This window comes from Chryseobacterium sp. TQ-BC-N36 (assembly GCF_058382295.1).
In genome coordinates, this window is record NZ_CM178175.1 from 135,378 (window position 1) to 151,347 (window position 15,970).

General features: G+C 37.0%; 18 protein-coding genes. 11 read left to right on the forward strand and 7 right to left on the reverse strand.

The features are described from left to right. Positions 1 to 95: 95 nt before the first annotated feature. The gene (locus AC3FI7_RS00560) at positions 96 to 665 is read right to left on the reverse strand and encodes a hypothetical protein (protein WP_491461128.1); all 570 of its coding nucleotides are present in this window, start codon (positions 663 to 665) and stop codon (positions 96 to 98) included. Positions 666 to 673: 8 nt separating this feature from the next. Next, a complete protein-coding gene (locus AC3FI7_RS00565; RefSeq protein ID WP_343657793.1) occupies positions 674 to 1,465 on the reverse strand; it encodes an alpha/beta hydrolase in 792 nt (263 codons plus the stop codon). A 396-nt stretch (positions 1,466 to 1,861) separates the two neighbouring features. On the opposite strand from AC3FI7_RS00565, the gene AC3FI7_RS00570 reads away from it, so the two are divergent. Beyond that, positions 1,862 to 2,359: a hypothetical protein gene (locus tag AC3FI7_RS00570; RefSeq protein WP_343657794.1), complete on the forward strand. Its 498-nt coding sequence runs from the start codon at positions 1,862 to 1,864 to the stop codon at positions 2,357 to 2,359. A gap of 116 nt (positions 2,360 to 2,475) precedes the next feature. Here the strand turns inward: AC3FI7_RS00570 and AC3FI7_RS00575 are convergent, their stop codons facing one another. Together AC3FI7_RS00575 and AC3FI7_RS00580 are read right to left on the reverse strand one after the other, a co-directional pair. Beyond that, the gene (locus tag AC3FI7_RS00575; RefSeq protein ID WP_343657795.1) at positions 2,476 to 3,489 is read right to left on the reverse strand and encodes a hypothetical protein; all 1,014 of its coding nucleotides are present in this window, start codon (positions 3,487 to 3,489) and stop codon (positions 2,476 to 2,478) included. 33 nt (positions 3,490 to 3,522) lie between these two features. After that, complete coding sequence (locus tag AC3FI7_RS00580) at positions 3,523 to 4,377, reverse strand: hypothetical protein (protein WP_343657796.1); 855 nt, start codon at positions 4,375 to 4,377, stop codon at positions 3,523 to 3,525. Positions 4,378 to 4,447: 70 nt separating this feature from the next. On the opposite strand from AC3FI7_RS00580, the gene AC3FI7_RS00585 reads away from it, so the two are divergent. From AC3FI7_RS00585 to AC3FI7_RS00620, 8 genes are all read left to right on the forward strand, one after another. Further along, positions 4,448 to 4,966: a Crp/Fnr family transcriptional regulator gene (locus AC3FI7_RS00585; protein ID WP_491461129.1), complete on the forward strand. Its 519-nt coding sequence runs from the start codon at positions 4,448 to 4,450 to the stop codon at positions 4,964 to 4,966. Positions 4,967 to 5,019: 53 nt separating this feature from the next. After that, a complete protein-coding gene (locus AC3FI7_RS00590; RefSeq protein ID WP_491461130.1) occupies positions 5,020 to 5,595 on the forward strand; it encodes a DinB family protein in 576 nt (191 codons plus the stop codon). A 10-nt stretch (positions 5,596 to 5,605) separates the two neighbouring features. Beyond that, on the forward strand, positions 5,606 to 6,118 hold the full coding sequence (locus AC3FI7_RS00595; RefSeq protein ID WP_491461131.1) for a methylated-DNA--[protein]-cysteine S-methyltransferase: 513 nt from the start codon (positions 5,606 to 5,608) through the stop codon (positions 6,116 to 6,118). A 78-nt stretch (positions 6,119 to 6,196) separates the two neighbouring features. Beyond that, a complete protein-coding gene (locus tag AC3FI7_RS00600) occupies positions 6,197 to 6,961 on the forward strand; it encodes an isocitrate lyase/PEP mutase family protein (RefSeq protein WP_491461132.1) in 765 nt (254 codons plus the stop codon). 2 nt (positions 6,962 to 6,963) lie between these two features. Continuing rightward, positions 6,964 to 8,007: a bifunctional transcriptional activator/DNA repair enzyme AdaA gene (locus AC3FI7_RS00605; protein WP_491461133.1), complete on the forward strand. Its 1,044-nt coding sequence runs from the start codon at positions 6,964 to 6,966 to the stop codon at positions 8,005 to 8,007. Positions 8,008 to 8,114: 107 nt separating this feature from the next. Further along, on the forward strand, positions 8,115 to 8,717 hold the full coding sequence (locus AC3FI7_RS00610; protein WP_142722133.1) for a DUF2911 domain-containing protein: 603 nt from the start codon (positions 8,115 to 8,117) through the stop codon (positions 8,715 to 8,717). A gap of 3 nt (positions 8,718 to 8,720) precedes the next feature. Next, complete coding sequence (locus AC3FI7_RS00615; RefSeq protein ID WP_491461134.1) at positions 8,721 to 9,248, forward strand: GNAT family N-acetyltransferase; 528 nt, start codon at positions 8,721 to 8,723, stop codon at positions 9,246 to 9,248. Continuing rightward, entirely contained in the window at positions 9,245 to 9,616 is a 372-nt protein-coding gene (locus AC3FI7_RS00620; RefSeq protein ID WP_343657802.1) for a cupin domain-containing protein, read from the forward strand. The genes AC3FI7_RS00615 and AC3FI7_RS00620 overlap by 4 nt, the downstream gene beginning before the upstream one ends. A 70-nt stretch (positions 9,617 to 9,686) precedes the next feature. On the opposite strand, the gene AC3FI7_RS00625 is transcribed toward AC3FI7_RS00620, so the two are convergent. Further along, on the reverse strand, positions 9,687 to 10,442 hold the full coding sequence (locus tag AC3FI7_RS00625) for a LytR/AlgR family response regulator transcription factor (RefSeq protein ID WP_142722135.1): 756 nt from the start codon (positions 10,440 to 10,442) through the stop codon (positions 9,687 to 9,689). Next, positions 10,439 to 13,321, reverse strand: coding sequence for a sensor histidine kinase (locus AC3FI7_RS00630; RefSeq protein ID WP_491461135.1), 2,883 nt, complete (start codon positions 13,319 to 13,321; stop codon positions 10,439 to 10,441). Before AC3FI7_RS00630 ends, AC3FI7_RS00625 begins: the two co-directional genes overlap by 4 nt. Positions 13,322 to 13,547: 226 nt before the next feature. On the opposite strand from AC3FI7_RS00630, the gene AC3FI7_RS00635 reads away from it, so the two are divergent. Both AC3FI7_RS00635 and AC3FI7_RS00640 read left to right on the forward strand, forming a co-directional pair. Further along, entirely contained in the window at positions 13,548 to 14,444 is an 897-nt protein-coding gene (locus AC3FI7_RS00635; RefSeq protein ID WP_343657805.1) for a T9SS type A sorting domain-containing protein, read from the forward strand. A 180-nt stretch (positions 14,445 to 14,624) separates the two neighbouring features. Beyond that, positions 14,625 to 15,005, forward strand: a complete 381-nt coding sequence (locus AC3FI7_RS00640; RefSeq protein ID WP_491461136.1) for a PEGA domain-containing protein — start codon at positions 14,625 to 14,627, stop codon at positions 15,003 to 15,005. Positions 15,006 to 15,069: 64 nt separating this feature from the next. Here AC3FI7_RS00640 and AC3FI7_RS00645 read toward each other — a convergent pair whose 3' ends face one another. Further along, complete coding sequence (locus tag AC3FI7_RS00645) at positions 15,070 to 15,813, reverse strand: dienelactone hydrolase family protein (RefSeq protein ID WP_491461137.1); 744 nt, start codon at positions 15,811 to 15,813, stop codon at positions 15,070 to 15,072. Positions 15,814 to 15,970: the final 157 nt, after the last annotated feature.

Genomic DNA, 15,970 nt, shown 5'->3' on the forward strand with positions numbered 1-15,970 from the left:
TTATGATATAATAATCAAAAAAGTAAAAATAGCAAATAATAAGTCTGTATTCATCTTTTTTGTTAAGGAGGATTCATCTTCTGAAGTATTATCTTTTATCGGTATAGTTTAATACCTATTCCCATTTCTACATAGACCAGATTGCTTAAGGTGCCCTGAGGATAATAACGAATAGGACTTAGTGGAAAATAAAGCCTGGTATCAAATGTGTATCTTTTTTTTCCTAATGAGAATTCGTACATCAGACCATAATCAGCTACAGTACTTTGAGTGCGGACCGTTATCTTATCCAGATCCGGATTTTCCATAGTTTCTTTAAAGGCGATATGTTTAATGCCTCCGAGTGCAAACAGACTGTGTCTTGATTTTTCTTTTTTTCCGTATAAAGAATAGCCCATTCCCAGCTTGTGTGAAAATGTATAATTATAATTAATTTTGATAAATTCAGGACTGTTTCCGGTGAGTAGAAAACTGATCACGGAATGTGAGACTATTAAAAATCTCTGATTCACCGGATAAAAAATCGCTACAGATAGTGTAGGTTTCATAGGGGTTCCTGTTGCCCCTACAGCTGGTTTTACCTCAATAACAGCATTCTGCCTGGTAGAATCCTGCGCTTGTGCATAGGAAACAAGGGTAAAAATAAAAATGAATAACAGACGCATATAAAATATTAAAGTTGTTGAAAATAAAAAGAGATTGCTTTTTTAAGGTTGGTTTTTTTGGAGCCAAGGTGATCCAGCCCGTTAGCGATAGTATAATGGTGGGAGAATCCTTTATAATACTGGCCAAGGATGTGTCGGAATGATTCTATAGGAGGAAGCATTCCCCCTTCTTCAATCCCGCCTGCAGCTAGAAAGAATCTACCATTTCGGGTCTGATTGGCAATTCTGTTTTTTTTTTCATTGCTGAGAACAATTTGATTTCCTATCCAAAGCGAAGGACTTAAGCAAAGATAATTACCAAAAAGATCAGGATAATTGGTGAAGCAGTGTACTCCGAATAACCCACCTGCAGAATGCCCCAGAATTGTCCGGTCTTCCCTTAAATTAGCTGCATGAAAGTTCTTTTCCAATTGAGGAATCAATTCTTCATGAATTACCTTTACAAATTCATCAGCACGACCTTTTCCTTTTTTGAAGGGAACAGGAAGATAATCATCCAGTCGGTCATTACCCCAACCGATTCCTACAACCAGAATATCATTTCGATGGAAGTTTTCAGATTGCTTTTGAACTTCCCGTGCTACAAAATCAAAATCCCATTTTGAGTCCAGAACATAAATGGTTTTATATTTTTTTGCTGAAGTATAACCTTGAGGTAATGCCACTTTTATAGGATAATTACTTCCGTTGACAGCAGAACTGAGCGTAAATTCTCTTACAAGTTCTTGATCAAATTCGTTCTCCCGGCATGCTGTTAAAAGCGATAATACGCTTAATAAAATAATATAATATCTGCTCATGTCTTTTGATTTTCAATTGTTTAAATATCATAACGATGAGGCAAAAATACAGATGCCGGCTATACAAAGCGCTTCATCCTATAAGGTGGTCGTTATTTTAATCCATTGATAATCAGTTAAATGATATTTTATTGATTATCATTTAAAAGAAATATCCTGAATAAGATTATGTATCCCTGGTTTCATTAAAAATCAGAGATACTAAATCATTGAATGAATTTCCGGTACCCATAATTTTATAATTCCTATATCATTTTATTAAAAGATCTTTAGAAAAAAATGGATTTTAATTTAGGTTACTTTTTTGCCGAATTATTTATAAATTAGAGCGTTAAAATTCAGGCCGTTATTACTATTTGAAAAACTAATAAAAATTCACCAAACCAAAATATAGCCATGGCAGAATATTACGCAAAATCAAAGAATTCTTTATCCTTTGAAATCACCAAAGAAAGCCAGATCATAGGCAGGCTTATTTATGAAAGCTGGTTTAAGTTTAATGCTGAGGTTGAAATTGCCAACCGTTTTTATCTCGTTGAGCCCAAAGGTTTCTGGGGAACCACTATTGAACTTAAAGACAATGAAAAAGTACTCCTGAAATTTCGCATGAACTGGAACGGTGAAATTGTGATACAGACTTATTTTGACAGTGTAAAAGAAGGTTTTCTTTTTAAGCACCGCGGAATCTTCAAAGAATCGTTTGTTTTTACCGATCAGCAGGGTAATGAACTTTTTGTAATGAAACCGCATCTCAAATGGAGCTCCATGAACTATGAATATCAGATTACCACAACAGAAAAATTCGAAATGTACCCGGCCAAAGAGATATTACTGATCAATGCATTGCACTGTGCCAATTATTATATGTCAATGATTGCTTCAGCAGTTGTATAATTGATTAACACTATGAAAATACATATATAGGTTTGCTGTTAATCTGTTGATAATGTATTTTCATAATGTATGGTAAGTTCAGAACCGCATTTTTACCATTTGTTTTTATCCCTTATTTAATGTCTGTTATCACAATTGATCGGAAAATCCTTCTCCTTTTTATCTAAAAAACTGATGGAAGGACAGCCAAAAGACTGTGCAATGAATCCGAAAATAACAGGAGGTTTTCCTTTAAAAAGATAGCCTGTATATTGGAATATATTAGCTTCATCAGCATCTATTCCATAAAGAGGAAGGAATTCCCCACCATCACTTTCTGCAAGGCTGAATGTTTTTTCAGCAATCTTTTCCTGATGATCATTAATGACCGCAAGTCTGCGTTCCACAGTATTTCCTTCTTCAAGATAATCCTGCAGATAATAGGTCATGTTTTCATACTTCGCCTGGTAGGTATTTCCCTGAGTAAGTTTTGAATGGCTAAAGTATTTTTTTGAAACATCAGTACCGGCTTTTTGCCATTTTACAGCCTTCATTTTATTCGCTACGAAAGGATTTTTATTTCCAAAATAAGCGATAGCATTGATGTACCGGTCGTACTCTGTTGTTTTTTGGTGAGTGGCTACCTGGAACCCCATCATATAAGAATCCGGATCTAAATCTTCACTATCTGAATAAGGGCTTAAATAGGCCACCGCCTTTAATTGGCTTACCGGCATTCTCTGAAGTTTATTAGACCAATACTCATAAATATAAAGTGAATCATTTTCTGTAAGATGAATCCCGTTGAGCAGTTTTTTCCTGCTGGAAGCATCCAGCTCAAAATGCTGGAGTTCTTCATAAGTCATCTGCTTATGGTTTTTTATAATGCTTTCAGGAACAGGCTGAACTCCTTTATAAATATCCGAGACCGAAATAAAAATATCGATATCAGAATCTTTTTCAGCTGATGAAATGACAGAGAGATTAAAAATATTGAAATCCGAGTAATCTATTTTCTCTTCTGCTTTTGTCGTTTTTATAGTGTCATTGGTGATTTTTGTTTCTGTGGCAGCTGTTTTTTTCTCTTCTTTCTTGCAGCTTACAATAGCCATTGGTAGAAGTAAAAGAGCAACAGCCGTTTTGGGTTTCATAATTTTTTTTAACATTAAAGTGTTTATCATTTTCTAATTCATTTTGTAATAAGGTTCTGAAAAATATTTGCTGGGTCTGATGTAAGCCGTTTTCCTGTCGGTATCAAATATCCATATAAACCTACGGAGCATATCAGCACCGAGATAGCTTACATTTTGTGTTTTCAGCTCTCCTGAAAAGAATCCCACGGTAACATCTTTGAATACATTCTCTCCCAATTTAAAATAAGGGAGAACGGCCTGTTTGGTAGTTAAAGTTTTACCTTCAGAATTTTTCAGTGTTTTTTCTCCGGTTATTTTTAATATTTTATCAAGATGCTTTTCTTCTGCAAATTTATTACTATACAGAATCGCTCCGGAAAACCCGGATTGCAGTACAAAATAAGCTTCCTGCTGCTGTTTTCCATCAATAACATTATCTGCAGCAAGATAAAATCCGTCATGATCTAAGATAATACCGATGGGTTGGTAGCCACTCACATCCGGCATAGCATCATATATCATAAACTGATTGTTGTCATAATCAATTTTAAAGGCTTTGCCCTCAAAAATTCCGGTTCCGATCTTTCCGTCAGCTTCATGTCCGGTTAACTGATTGTCAAAAAAACGTGCATTTTTTTGTGTGATTTTTCCGATCTCAACTGTATTATGGTCGCTGAGTTCTTCCTTGTTGAAAATAATATGATCAGCTTTCCTTTTTCGTTCGGGGGAAAGCGAATAATCCTTCATCGCAATCTGAAACATCAGATCCAGAGAATCTTTTTTGTTGACAAGGGTTTTCACAATGATATTATTGTGTTTTGTAATCCGGAAAGGGATAGTCTGCTGCGCTTTCATTCCAAAAAATCCAGATGAAAGCAGTATAAAAAAGACTGTTCTTTTGAGCATTATGAGTGATTAGTGTTTTAAAAACTTTAAAATTACCCATTATCTTTGGAAAAGCAAATAATAAAATGAAATGGTTGAAAAATTGCTTCAAAGCGGAATCCACTGGGAAAAGAAAGAATTCAGACGGAATGAGTTCCTGAAAATCTCAAGAAGTACAGACACCACTATTTATTTTATTGAAAGCGGAAGCGTGCGGATCTTTATGATGGATGAAAATGAGGAAAGGATTATTCGTTTTGGATATACCGGAAATATTATTGTCAGTCTGGATTCCTTTTTATTGGGTAAGCCTTCGGATCTTTATATTCAGGCGATTAAAAAGACAATGGTAAAAACAGCCTCAAAAAAAGATTTTTACGAGTTTATACAATCAGACGAAGAACATATGAAGTTCTGGATGAATATTCTGGAAGATCTCGTATTACAACAGCTGGAAAGAGAGAAAGATCTGCTCATCAATGCTCCCGGACAGCGCTTTGAAAGAGTTCTGAAAAGAAGTCCGAAGCTGTTTCAGGAAGTTCCCAATAAATATATTGCCAATTATCTGAGGATGTCGCCGGAAACTTTATCCAGACTCAAAAAATCTTGAGTTCAGTCAAGATTTAAGAATTATCTGATCAAGATATTTGCATAAAAAACGTAATGAAAATCTCAACCTCAGAATTATTGGATGAATTAAAAAACAGGACAAAAGAGCATTTAGAATTTGCTGCAATGCTTTCTCTAAAACCGGAAGATGATCTCAATTTCAGAATTTCAGAAGACAGCTGGAGTGCATTGGAATGTCTGGAACATCTCAACCGATATGGAGATTTCTATATTCCTGAAATCAATCGAATGATTTCTTCGGCCGGAAGGTCTTATCAACCATATTTTAAACCTGGAATTCTTGGGAATTATTTTGCCAAAAGCATGCTTCCTAAAGAGAAACTGAATACAATGAAAACACTTAAAGCCATGAATCCTATCCACAGTAGTCTGGATAAAAGTGTAGTGAATACATTCATAAAACAACAGGAAAAGATGCTTGAGTTGTTGGAAGAAGCCCAGCATGTTGATCTGGAAAAGATAAAAACAGGTATAAGTATTTCAAAACTGATCAAACTGAAACTGGGAGATACCTTCCGTTTTGTTATTTACCATAATTCAAGGCATATTGAACAGATAAAAAGAATTTTAACGAAACAAAAAGAAGAAACAATCTCCCAAAAAGCTTAATTTTAAGCTGATGGAAACTATATCTCAAAAAAACATATCCACCCCGCTGGGAGAAATGATTGCCTGTGCTGTAGATCAGGGAATCTGCCTGCTTGAATTTACAGACCGTAAGAATATGGATAAGCAGTTAAAAGCCCTGTCAAAGGTTTTGAAAGCAGAAGTCGTAGAAAAAGAACATCCTCATTTTGTACAGCTGGAGGAAGAACTGAAAGAATATTTTGAAGGAAAAAGAAGCCATTTTGAAGTTCCGTTGTTTACCACGGGAACAGCGTTTCAGGAAAAAGTATGGCAGCTTTTGCGTGAGATTCCAATGGGAGAAATACGAACCTACAAACAACAATCAGAACTATTGGGAAATCCCAGGGCGATACGTGCTGTAGGAACAGCGAACGGAATCAATAAAATTGCGATTTTAATTCCCTGCCACCGTGTAATAGGTTCTAACGGGGAATTGGTAGGCTATGCCGGAGGAATCTGGAGAAAGCAGAAGCTGCTGGAACTTGAAAAAGCCATCTTATTTTAGAAGATTATTGAAAAAATAGATGTTCATTTTTCGGTTGTATAGCACTCGATAATCTTTCTACTTTTGAATAAAAAAATTATGAGCAGTTTTAAACAGTTACATCATGGTGAAGAGCCATTGCTTTTGGGTAATGTATGGAATGTAGAAAGTGCAAGAGTATACGAAAAACTAGGGTATAAAGCATTAGCAACCTCAAGTTCGGCAGTTGCATTGAGTTTGGGATATGAGGACGGGGAGCAGATGAGCTTCGAAGAATACTTTTATATTATCAAAAGGATTAAAGCTTCAGTTTCAACTCCTCTTTCTGTAGATCTGGAATCCGGGTATGGCAGTGACATTGATACCATTGTCTCCAATATTCTGAAACTGATTGAAATCGGAGTATCGGGAATTAATATTGAAGATAGTTATGTGACAGGCAGGACAAGAAAACTGATGGACAGAAATGTCTTCCATGAAAAGCTTAAAGATATTTTTATCAAATTAGGAGAGAACAGAGATAAAATATTTATCAATGTGCGTACAGATCCTTTTTTACTGAAGATGGAGAACGCGCTGGAAGAAACCCTGGAGAGAATTAAACTCTTTGAAGAACTTAAAGCTGATTGTGTTTTCGTTCCGGGAATGACTTCTGAAAATGCTATCAGAACCATTACAGAAGCTACTTATCTTCCCGTGAATGTGATGTGCCTTCCTGATTTGCCGGATTTTGACACGCTTAAAAAATCAGGTGTTAAAAGGATTACTTCAGGTGCTTTTATGTACAGACATATATACAGAGAGCTGGAGAAAGCGGGACAGACGATTACAGATGAAAAAAGTTTTTCAAAGCTTTTTATTTAATCATGGAACTTACAGAAAAAATCATGTACGAGGCATCTTATATGAAAGATGTTTCATTTGAAGGGATATTCTGGATGGGGGTAAAAACCACGGGAATATTCTGCAGACCCACTTGTACGGCCAGGAAACCCAAATTTGAAAATGTAGAGTTTTTTTCCAGTACCAAAGATGCAATACTGAAAGGCTACCGTCCCTGCAAGGTATGCAGACCCCTTGAAAATCTCAATGCCACCCCACCATACATTAAAAAACTGCTTAAAGAAATTGCGGATAATCCGATATTGAAAATCAGAGATTATGACCTTGTGAAAAGAGGAATGGAACCGGCGGCTATTCGCAGATGGTTTCTGAAACATCATGGAATAACTTTTCATGCTTTTCAGAGAATGTCAAAGCTCAATACAGCATTTAAAAAACTTCAGCAGGGAGAATCGGTTACAGAGGTTGCCTTTGACATGGGATATGAAAGTCTGAGCGGCTTTAATGAGAGCTTTAAAAATATTTTTGGAGCATCACCTAAGAATAATACTATGGAAAAGATCATTGATCTGAAGAGAATAGAAACCATGCTGGGAACCATGATAGCCTGTGCTGATGAAAACGGAATCTGCCTGCTGGAGTTTTCAGACAGAAAATCACTTCCGACAGAGCTGAAAAGTATCTCGGAATATTTTAAAGCAAATATTATACAAGGTGAAAATCCTCATTTTGATACCCTGGAAAAACAGCTTTCTGAATATTTCGAAGGAAAAAGGACCGTATTTACAGTTTCTCTTTCTCCTGTAGGAACAGCTTTTCAGAAAGAAGTCTGGAACATTTTGCAGGAGATTCCCTACGGCACAACCATGAGTTATCAGGAACAGGCTGATATCCTGGGAAGTCCTGAATCTGTGAGAGCAGTAGCCAATGCAAATGGTTTAAATAAAATATCCATTATAATACCATGTCACCGTGTGATTGGCAGTAACGGTCATCTAACCGGATATGGCGGAGGAATCTGGAGGAAACAAAAATTACTGGAGCTGGAAAAGGCTATTTTGTTTTAATATCTAAAGCCATAACGTTATAGAATAATATCGGTAAAGTGAAAATTATTGGAACAGGGGAAAGCTATTTTGTTTTGATTTTTGTAATTTTAAACAAAAATTTACACGTGAAAAATTTAATAATAGCAGTTTGCATTTCAGTTTCAGCATTCAGTTTTGCGCAGGATTATTCTGTGCCGGCGGCAAGTCCGCGTCAGAGAGTAGAGCAGCAGTTTTCTATGTCTAAGATCACCATTGATTATGGAAGACCGGGAGTGAAAGGGCGTAAAATCTTCGGAGAACTGGTTCCTTATGGCCAGGTTTGGAGAGCTGGAGCAAACTCTTCTACAAAAATTACTTTCGGACAGGCCGTTAGTTTCGGAGGGAAGATAGTTCCTGCGGGGACATATGGACTATTCATCGTTCCTGCAGAAAAAGAGTGGAAAGTAATTCTGAACAAAGACTTCCAGCAATGGGGTGCTTATACTTACGATCCGAAACAGGACGTAGTAGACGTTACGGTACCGGTAAATACATTGGCAGACAAGCAGGAATGGTTTGAAATAACCCTGAATCCCACAGACGAAAACTCTGGAAACCTGGTGATCAAATGGGATATGGCTCAGGCAGAAGTTCCTTTGAAACCATCAAAATTAGACACTGTAATCAAGATTTCTGACAAACTGAAAGAAATCAAGAAAATAGAATCAGATTCTGCTAAAAAAAGCTAAACAATGAATTTTTCTGTTCAGCCTGTTTTAGAGAATGAAGAATTTCAATTAATCCCCTTACAGCAAGGGGATTTTGAATCTTTATATGAGGTGGCTTCCGATCCTAAAGTCTGGGAACAGCACCCGAATAAGGACCGTTATAAGAAAGAGGTTTTTGAAAACTTTTTTAAAGGAGCTATGGAGAGCAAAGGAGCTTTCAAAATTATTGAGAAAGCGACCGGAGATGTATTGGGAAGCACCCGTTATTATGATTTTGATGAAAAAGACAGCCATATTTTTATCGGGTATACTTTTTATGGAACAAAGTCATGGGGAAAAGGAATCAATCCGCAGGTTAAAAAGCTGATGCTGGATTATATCTTTCAGTTTGTAGATAAAGTTCATTTCCATGTCGGAAAAGAGAATTTCCGTTCTCAAAAGGCTTTGGAGAGACTTGGCGGTCAAAAAATAGCTGAAGAAGAAGTCGCTTATTTTGCGGAACCTACAAGAACCAATTTTGTTTATGAAATCAAAAAAGAAGACTGGATATGAAAAAATATAAAATCCAACAATCTCCATTTATAGTGCCTACCACAGATGGAAAACTGATTGAAGAGCACTGGGGAAATTCTACCGGAAACTCCAATGTTTCGATCGCTCATATGGTCGCTCCTCCTGATTGGAGTGAGCCTCATCAGACACCCGAATTTGATGAATTTACATATATCATTTCCGGGAAAAAGCAATTTGAAATCGACGGTGAGATCGTTACACTGGAAAAAGGTCAGAGTATTCTTATTGAAAAAGGAGCGAGAATCCGTTACAGTAACCCATTTTCAGAACCCTGCGAATATCTTGCGGTCTGTCTTCCTGCATTTTCTATGGAGCTGGTGCACAGGGAAGAGGAAGGAGTGGACTAAGAATCGGTTGAAAAATATATAAAAGCAAATCTACACCCCAGTAGATTTGCTTTTTTCTTACCATACATTATTATTTCATTCTTTTAATAATTCGAAGAAACTCATCTTTTTTTCTCTGAGATACCTGTAAAGAAGTTTCATCACTCATGATGATATAACCACCACGGCCGCGGATGTATTTTTCAACATGCTGAAGGTTAATAAGGTGCTGATGATGAATACGGACAAAACCCTGATCTTTCAGTGTTTCTTCAAAGTAGGCCAAGGTATGGGATATCATCATTTTTTTTCCTCCTTTGAAAAAGATGGAAGTATAATTATCATCAGCCTGGAGACGTACAATATCCATCGTATGAACATATACAAGACCCTCAAGAGTAGGAAGTGCAATTTTGGTCTGTTCAGCCGGAGTTTTAATATGCTGAAGCAGGGCTGATAATTGTTGTATTTTGTTTTTGTCCTCCAAAAGTTTGGCTACCCTGTTGACCGTAATGATGAGCTCATGGATCACAATAGGCTTGAGAAGATAATCTACTGCATGATGTTTAAATGCCTGTACAGCATACTGATCATAAGCTGTAACAAATACTGTATAAAAATGAATATCAGATATCTTTTCAAATAGTTTAAAGCCGTTTTCAACAGGCATATTGACATCCAGAAAGACCAGTTCAGGTGAGAGCTCTCTGATGGCTTCAGCAGCTTCGTTTACAGATCCTGCTTCTCCAACGATTTCAACATCGGGGCAATATTTAGATAAGAATCGGAGAAGCGTTTCACGGGATTCCTGTTCATCATCTACAACAATAGATCTTATTCTGCTCATAGAAAGGGTGTGTTTTTAATGGTTATTCTGACTATGGTACCCTGTATTGCAGGGTTTACCTTTTTTTTATCAGTGATTTCTGTCGAAATAGATGTTCCATAGAGTTCATTGATGGCAGAAATCCTTCCTGAGGTAATTTTCAGCCCCATAGATTTATAATCGTCCGGCCTGCTGTCAAACTCACGGGCTTTTTCAAATCCCACTCCGTTATCTTCCACAATGCAAATGATAGAGTCTTCACTCCTGCTGCAGAATATTCTGAGAATTCCTCCTGTTTTCAAATGTCTCAAGCCATGGCTGATCGAATTTTCAGTATAGGTCTGAAGAAGCATAGTAGGAATTTTTATTTGTTCTAATCCCGGTTCTACAGAAATCTCATAGGTAAAATGATTTTTAAAACGCATTTGCTCCAGCTCGATATATGTTTTCAGCATGCCCATTTCTTTTTCTATGGTATTCCAATGTTCTTTGGAGTGGGTGAGGGTCTTTCGTATCAGGTCTGAAAAAGCGGCCATATAATAATTGGCGTTTAATTCATCTTCTTTTCCATAATAATTCTGGATGGCATTCAGAACATTGAAAATAAAATGAGGATTGATCTGAGCGCGGAGCGCCTGCATTTCCAGTTCGGCGATCATCTTTTTTCTCTCGGTTTTCTCAGCCTCTTTTTTGCGGATAATATTGATGCGATGTCTGTATATTATGATGATAAAAACCAGCAATAGCAGAAATATTCCTCCTATAAACCAAAGTTCTTCCCAAAATGGAGGCTTTACAACAATGGCAAGCACAGCGGGAGCTTTATTCCAGATATTATTTTTTCCGGAAGCCCAGATCTTCAGATGGTAATTACCGGGTCTCAGAGCTCCGAGGGTTAATGTGCTTTCTTCTGTAATCACCGTATCATTCTCCGCTCCGGACAGAAGATATTTGTATTTAATATCCTTTTCATCCAGATAAGAAATAGCAGTATAGGAGATTTGAGCATTATTCTGGTTGTATTTGAGACTGATCTGCTTTGGATAATAGACAATACTGTCTTTAAAAACGGCTTTCAGAAAATACACTTTGTAAGGCTGACTTTTACTGACCTGATCCTGATCGATCATAATAATTCCATTCGATGTGGCAAGAAAAGCCTTTCCTTCCCCGAATGTAATGTTATTGATCATATGACTTGGAACTCCGTCAGCTGCCGAAAAGTGATAAATAGAGTAGTGCATCCGGTCATCAAAAGTGATCCTTGATAGACCTTTGTCCGTATTAACCCATAATCTTTCCTTCTCGTCTACATAAGCTTTTTCGCAGATATTACTGATGAGCCCATTGGTCTTATTTAGCTTAATTATTTTCTGGCCATCACGAATAAAAATACCATCAGAATGAGTACTGATAACAAGTTTGCCTTTCAGGAAATTCAGCGACGTTATCCGGTTCTTGCCTAAAGATGGATCGTGAATGAACTTTTTTAAAGTTGAATTATAATAAAATAAACCCTGTACTGTCCCTAGCCAGTAGATTCCTTTTTCGTCAATAGCGGTTGCCGGAGCAGCTATGGTGGTGGTCGTCAGTTCCGGCAGTTTGGTAAATTTCTTTTCTTCGAGATCATAAATAAGCTGATTCCTTTTTTCATTGCTGGTTTGACTTACCAGTACAGTGTTATTTCTGATAGATGCTGATTTTTGAGAAAATTCCAGAAGTTTTGTGTATTGATTTCCGGTCAGGTTGCATTGGTATAAACCTTTGTCTGTTCCGACAAAAAATGCATCATTATCAATAGGTAAAAAATACCGTAGTCTGTTCCATTGTCCATCACCCAGTGTATATAAAGGTTTGAAGCTGTTTTTATCCCTGATCATAATAGCACTGTTGCTATATCCTGCCAAAAGTTTTCCTCCCGGCAAATATTTTACAGTGAGAACATTATTATCTATAAGCCCGTCAGCTGTTGTATATACAAGGGTTTTATTGGCTGGCTGCATATAGACCCCTTCATTGGTTGGATACCAGCTATTACCCTGTTTGTCTATGAAACTGCTGTAGCTTACAATGCCTTTCATTGTAGTATAATGCAGATTTTGACCTGCCGGTCCATCAGCATCATATTCCAGAATTCCACTTGTTGTACAGCTCCATATTTTACCATTTTTACCTATCGTAAGATCAAGAATGTTGCTGGGCATTTCAATTTTTTTGACTACCGGTTTATTTCCCTTAAATATAACATCATACAAGATATTAAGATACCTTGTATAAAGATGACCTTTGAAATAGAAACATGTTCTTACCGCTTTTTCTTTGAATGTATGAATGGTTGTTGATCCCGGATAATTCTTCCTTATGATTCTCTTTTCTGAAACATAGTAATCTTTCCCCTGATCAGAAAAATGTAAGTAAGGAGATTGTGCAGTGCTGTCTTTGGGGTTGGAAATGCTATTTTTACCTATTATATATTTCTTATGCTGATCAGAATAAAGATCCCATCTTGGAACAATATCATAAAAGCTGATTCTTCTTTTTTCCAGGAGACGGCACAGTTTATCATTCTGTGCAGAATATACTTTCCCATTATAAATATAGGTTGGGCTTCCGTTATAGGTGCTTACCCATAATCTCTGCCAGGAATCCTCCCACGCCCGAAAAGTTTCATTATCCGGAAGACCATGATTACTGGTAATGGTCTCAAAATGATGCCCGTCAAATCTGGAAATGCCCCAGCTGGTACAGAACCAGATAAATCCTTTGCTGTCCTGATACACGGAGTATACCGTATTACTGGGCAGTCCGTCACTTAAACTATAATGACGAAGTTGCGGCTTCTGACTGTACATCAGGAGGCTATGAAGCAACAGGAATAATATGAGACGGTAATGATACATAGTTTTCAGGCTAATATAGAAAAATCTCCAGAATGAGAAATACCTCGATGTGTCATATTTACAGCTCTTTTTCTCATTAAAAAGATCAAAATACTCGTTTAGGTTTATATCCTGCTCACTTGCTCATTAGTCCTTTTTTTTCCATTAAAAAATAGACAACTTGTACCTGTTTATCGGTAACGGCGTCCCGTGATAATAAAGAACGCCATCACAAAAATATTATCTTATGAAAAAAACTTTAACAGAGATCTTGAGATCATCAGAATCATTTTTAGGAGGAAAAAAAATTGCTCTTCTCATTATAGTAGCTGTATTTTGCAGTACAGTTTTAAATGCACAGTTTGTTCCTGTTAATCCCTCAGGTACAACCGTACATGTAAAGAGAGAGGACCAATCTCCAGTGCCATTACCCAACGCTCCCGGATATGTTCCCTCTCCGGTATCATTGGAGTTTAAGACAGGTTCAATAGTAGAAGTCAGAAATTTCCCCGCAGGTCAGATAACTACTCAAAATTTTTTACTTCCGGATGTCTTTACAACTATAGGAAGTCCACCTGTAATACGTACTTTTAAAGTTTCCTTTTCTAATCCAGGATTAACAAGCAGATATTATCCAATTCCAATGGCAGTTGGAGGGGCTACAACCATTATTCCAGGATGCTGGTCACCTGAAATGGACCCCGGATTATTTCATTATGGAGGACCTAATACCATTAATAATCCTGCCGCAAGCTATGGGTATGGCGTAACACTTACCCGCAAATCTACTACGGATTATCTTCTCCAATGTACCAAATTTCTTTGTGCTATTTGCGATATTAACCCATGCTCTTCTATAACTTCAACTTTTAATAAAAGTTCAGTTGGGCAGAACAAGGCTAAACTTTATCCAAATCCAAGCAACGGATTATCAGAACTATTATATACTGCTTCAGGAAAAGAGACTATTACGGTAATCGTTGCAGATATTGCAGGCAGAACAGTATACGGATATAAAACGGATATTGAAGCCGGAGCAGCTAAACTGCCTGTAGATATTCAAACCTCAGTATCAGGAACCTATTATGTCAACTGGAGTTCCAGTAACGGAAACTCAGGCTCATTACAGTTGATCAAGAAATAAAGATGTACCGGTAAAAACTAATATTGATGAAAAGGCGCGCTCTGGTGCGCTTTTGTGATTTATAAGCTTGAAAACCTGATGAATAATATATTTGAAGAAATATTTACTCCAATTGATACCGTTTGCTTTTGAATTATTTTGTAAGTTCGCGGACTTAAAAAAATGAACTAATTAAAATCTATGAAAAACAAATTATCAATTGTATTCATGCTCGGAATCGCGCTTTCTACCACTTCATGTGCAACCATTTTTACAGGAACTCAGGATGCGATAGCTTTTTCTTCAAGTCCTGAAGGCGCAAAAGTGTTTCACAAAGGAATAGAAAAGTGTACAACCCCTTGCACCACTAAAATCCCAAGAGCTTTGGGGAAGCAGGTGGTTACATTTGAAAAAGAAGGATTTGAGAAGCAGGAAGTAAAGCTGACAAAAACTTTTAATGCCGTGACTTTACTGAATATTATTCTGGGAGGAGCAATAGGAGTAGGAATTGATGCAGCAACAGGTTCTCTTACCAAATATTCTCCAAAAAAATATGATGTTGAGCTTCAGGCTAAACCGTAATTAAGCTAACAGTATAAAAGTAAAAAGGCAAATTCATCAACTGATGAATTTGCCTTTTTTATGTTTATTTCAAAATTTCTTTCAGGAAGAGCAGCATATGATTCCATGCTCTTTTAGCCATTACTGCATTATAATCCGGTGATTTCGGATCTGTAAAGGTGTGTTTTGAATGGGCGTAGGTAATAATCTGCCAGTCGGCATTTCCTTCATTCATCTCTTTGATGAGATTATTGTAATCATCAGGAGTTACGCTTTTATCATCAGCCGGATTTTCAACCAGGATTTTAGCGGTTAAGGCTTCATTTTTTCTGCTTTGGTCTTTGGCCAGACTTCCGTGAATGGAAACCACACCGGCAACAGGTAAATGTCCTCTTGCAGATTCCAGAGCCCCGGTACCTCCGAAACAATATCCGATGACAGCTACCTTGTCAGAAATAGCTCCGTTTTTCTTCAGCTGCTCCAATGCCAACGATATCCTTTTCTGATATTCCTGATAATTCTGTTTGTAATATCCGGAAGTTTTAGCAGCAGATTCATTGTCTGCAGGAATTTTTCCCTCACCATAAATATCAGCAATAAAAGCAATATAGCCTTGCTTTTCAAGTTCAATAGCTGCTGTTTTAGCTTCTTCGTCAATACCTTTCCAGGCTGGAAGAATCAGAACTCCCGGAAGTTTTTTTCCAGCATTGGAGGTAATGAGGCCATTTAATTTCTGTGAACCGTCCTGGTAGGAAACAGGTTTAAGTTTTTGACTGAAAAGGGATCCAGAAGCCATAATCATTGCGGTTAATAAGATGGAACGTATCATATTTTGTAATTTATATTCATATAAGCTACACTAATCCTTTTTCACCAATACACAGCATAACAATTGTTGTGATTCGTGTAGAAGTTTGTGATATTAGTGTCTAGAAAAACCTTATCGAAATTAATAAAAATAACTCAGAAAGAATATGAATAGAATA

What these genes read in the sequence shown, in the direction of transcription:
- AC3FI7_RS00620 (WP_343657802.1), top strand. Translation starts at nt 9,245, where the DNA reads ATGAAAAAATATAAAATCCAACAATCTCCATTTATAGTGCCTACCACA.
- AC3FI7_RS00625 (WP_142722135.1), bottom strand. Translation starts at nt 10,442, where the DNA reads ATGAGCAGAATAAGATCTATTGTTGTAGATGATGAACAGGAATCCCGT.
- AC3FI7_RS00645 (WP_491461137.1), bottom strand. Translation starts at nt 15,813, where the DNA reads ATGATACGTTCCATCTTATTAACCGCAATGATTATGGCTTCTGGATCC.
- AC3FI7_RS00615 (WP_491461134.1), top strand. Translation starts at nt 8,721, where the DNA reads ATGAATTTTTCTGTTCAGCCTGTTTTAGAGAATGAAGAATTTCAATTA.
- AC3FI7_RS00635 (WP_343657805.1), top strand. Translation starts at nt 13,548, where the DNA reads ATGAAAAAAACTTTAACAGAGATCTTGAGATCATCAGAATCATTTTTA.
- AC3FI7_RS00640 (WP_491461136.1), top strand. Translation starts at nt 14,625, where the DNA reads ATGAAAAACAAATTATCAATTGTATTCATGCTCGGAATCGCGCTTTCT.
- AC3FI7_RS00630 (WP_491461135.1), bottom strand. Translation starts at nt 13,321, where the DNA reads ATGTATCATTACCGTCTCATATTATTCCTGTTGCTTCATAGCCTCCTG.
- AC3FI7_RS00570 (WP_343657794.1), top strand. Translation starts at nt 1,862, where the DNA reads ATGGCAGAATATTACGCAAAATCAAAGAATTCTTTATCCTTTGAAATC.
- AC3FI7_RS00560 (WP_491461128.1), bottom strand. Translation starts at nt 665, where the DNA reads ATGCGTCTGTTATTCATTTTTATTTTTACCCTTGTTTCCTATGCACAA.
- AC3FI7_RS00585 (WP_491461129.1), top strand. Translation starts at nt 4,448, where the DNA reads ATGGTTGAAAAATTGCTTCAAAGCGGAATCCACTGGGAAAAGAAAGAA.
- AC3FI7_RS00575 (WP_343657795.1), bottom strand. Translation starts at nt 3,489, where the DNA reads ATGAAACCCAAAACGGCTGTTGCTCTTTTACTTCTACCAATGGCTATT.
- AC3FI7_RS00600 (WP_491461132.1), top strand. Translation starts at nt 6,197, where the DNA reads ATGAGCAGTTTTAAACAGTTACATCATGGTGAAGAGCCATTGCTTTTG.
- AC3FI7_RS00590 (WP_491461130.1), top strand. Translation starts at nt 5,020, where the DNA reads ATGAAAATCTCAACCTCAGAATTATTGGATGAATTAAAAAACAGGACA.
- AC3FI7_RS00565 (WP_343657793.1), bottom strand. Translation starts at nt 1,465, where the DNA reads ATGAGCAGATATTATATTATTTTATTAAGCGTATTATCGCTTTTAACA.
- AC3FI7_RS00595 (WP_491461131.1), top strand. Translation starts at nt 5,606, where the DNA reads ATGGAAACTATATCTCAAAAAAACATATCCACCCCGCTGGGAGAAATG.
- AC3FI7_RS00605 (WP_491461133.1), top strand. Translation starts at nt 6,964, where the DNA reads ATGGAACTTACAGAAAAAATCATGTACGAGGCATCTTATATGAAAGAT.
- AC3FI7_RS00580 (WP_343657796.1), bottom strand. Translation starts at nt 4,377, where the DNA reads ATGCTCAAAAGAACAGTCTTTTTTATACTGCTTTCATCTGGATTTTTT.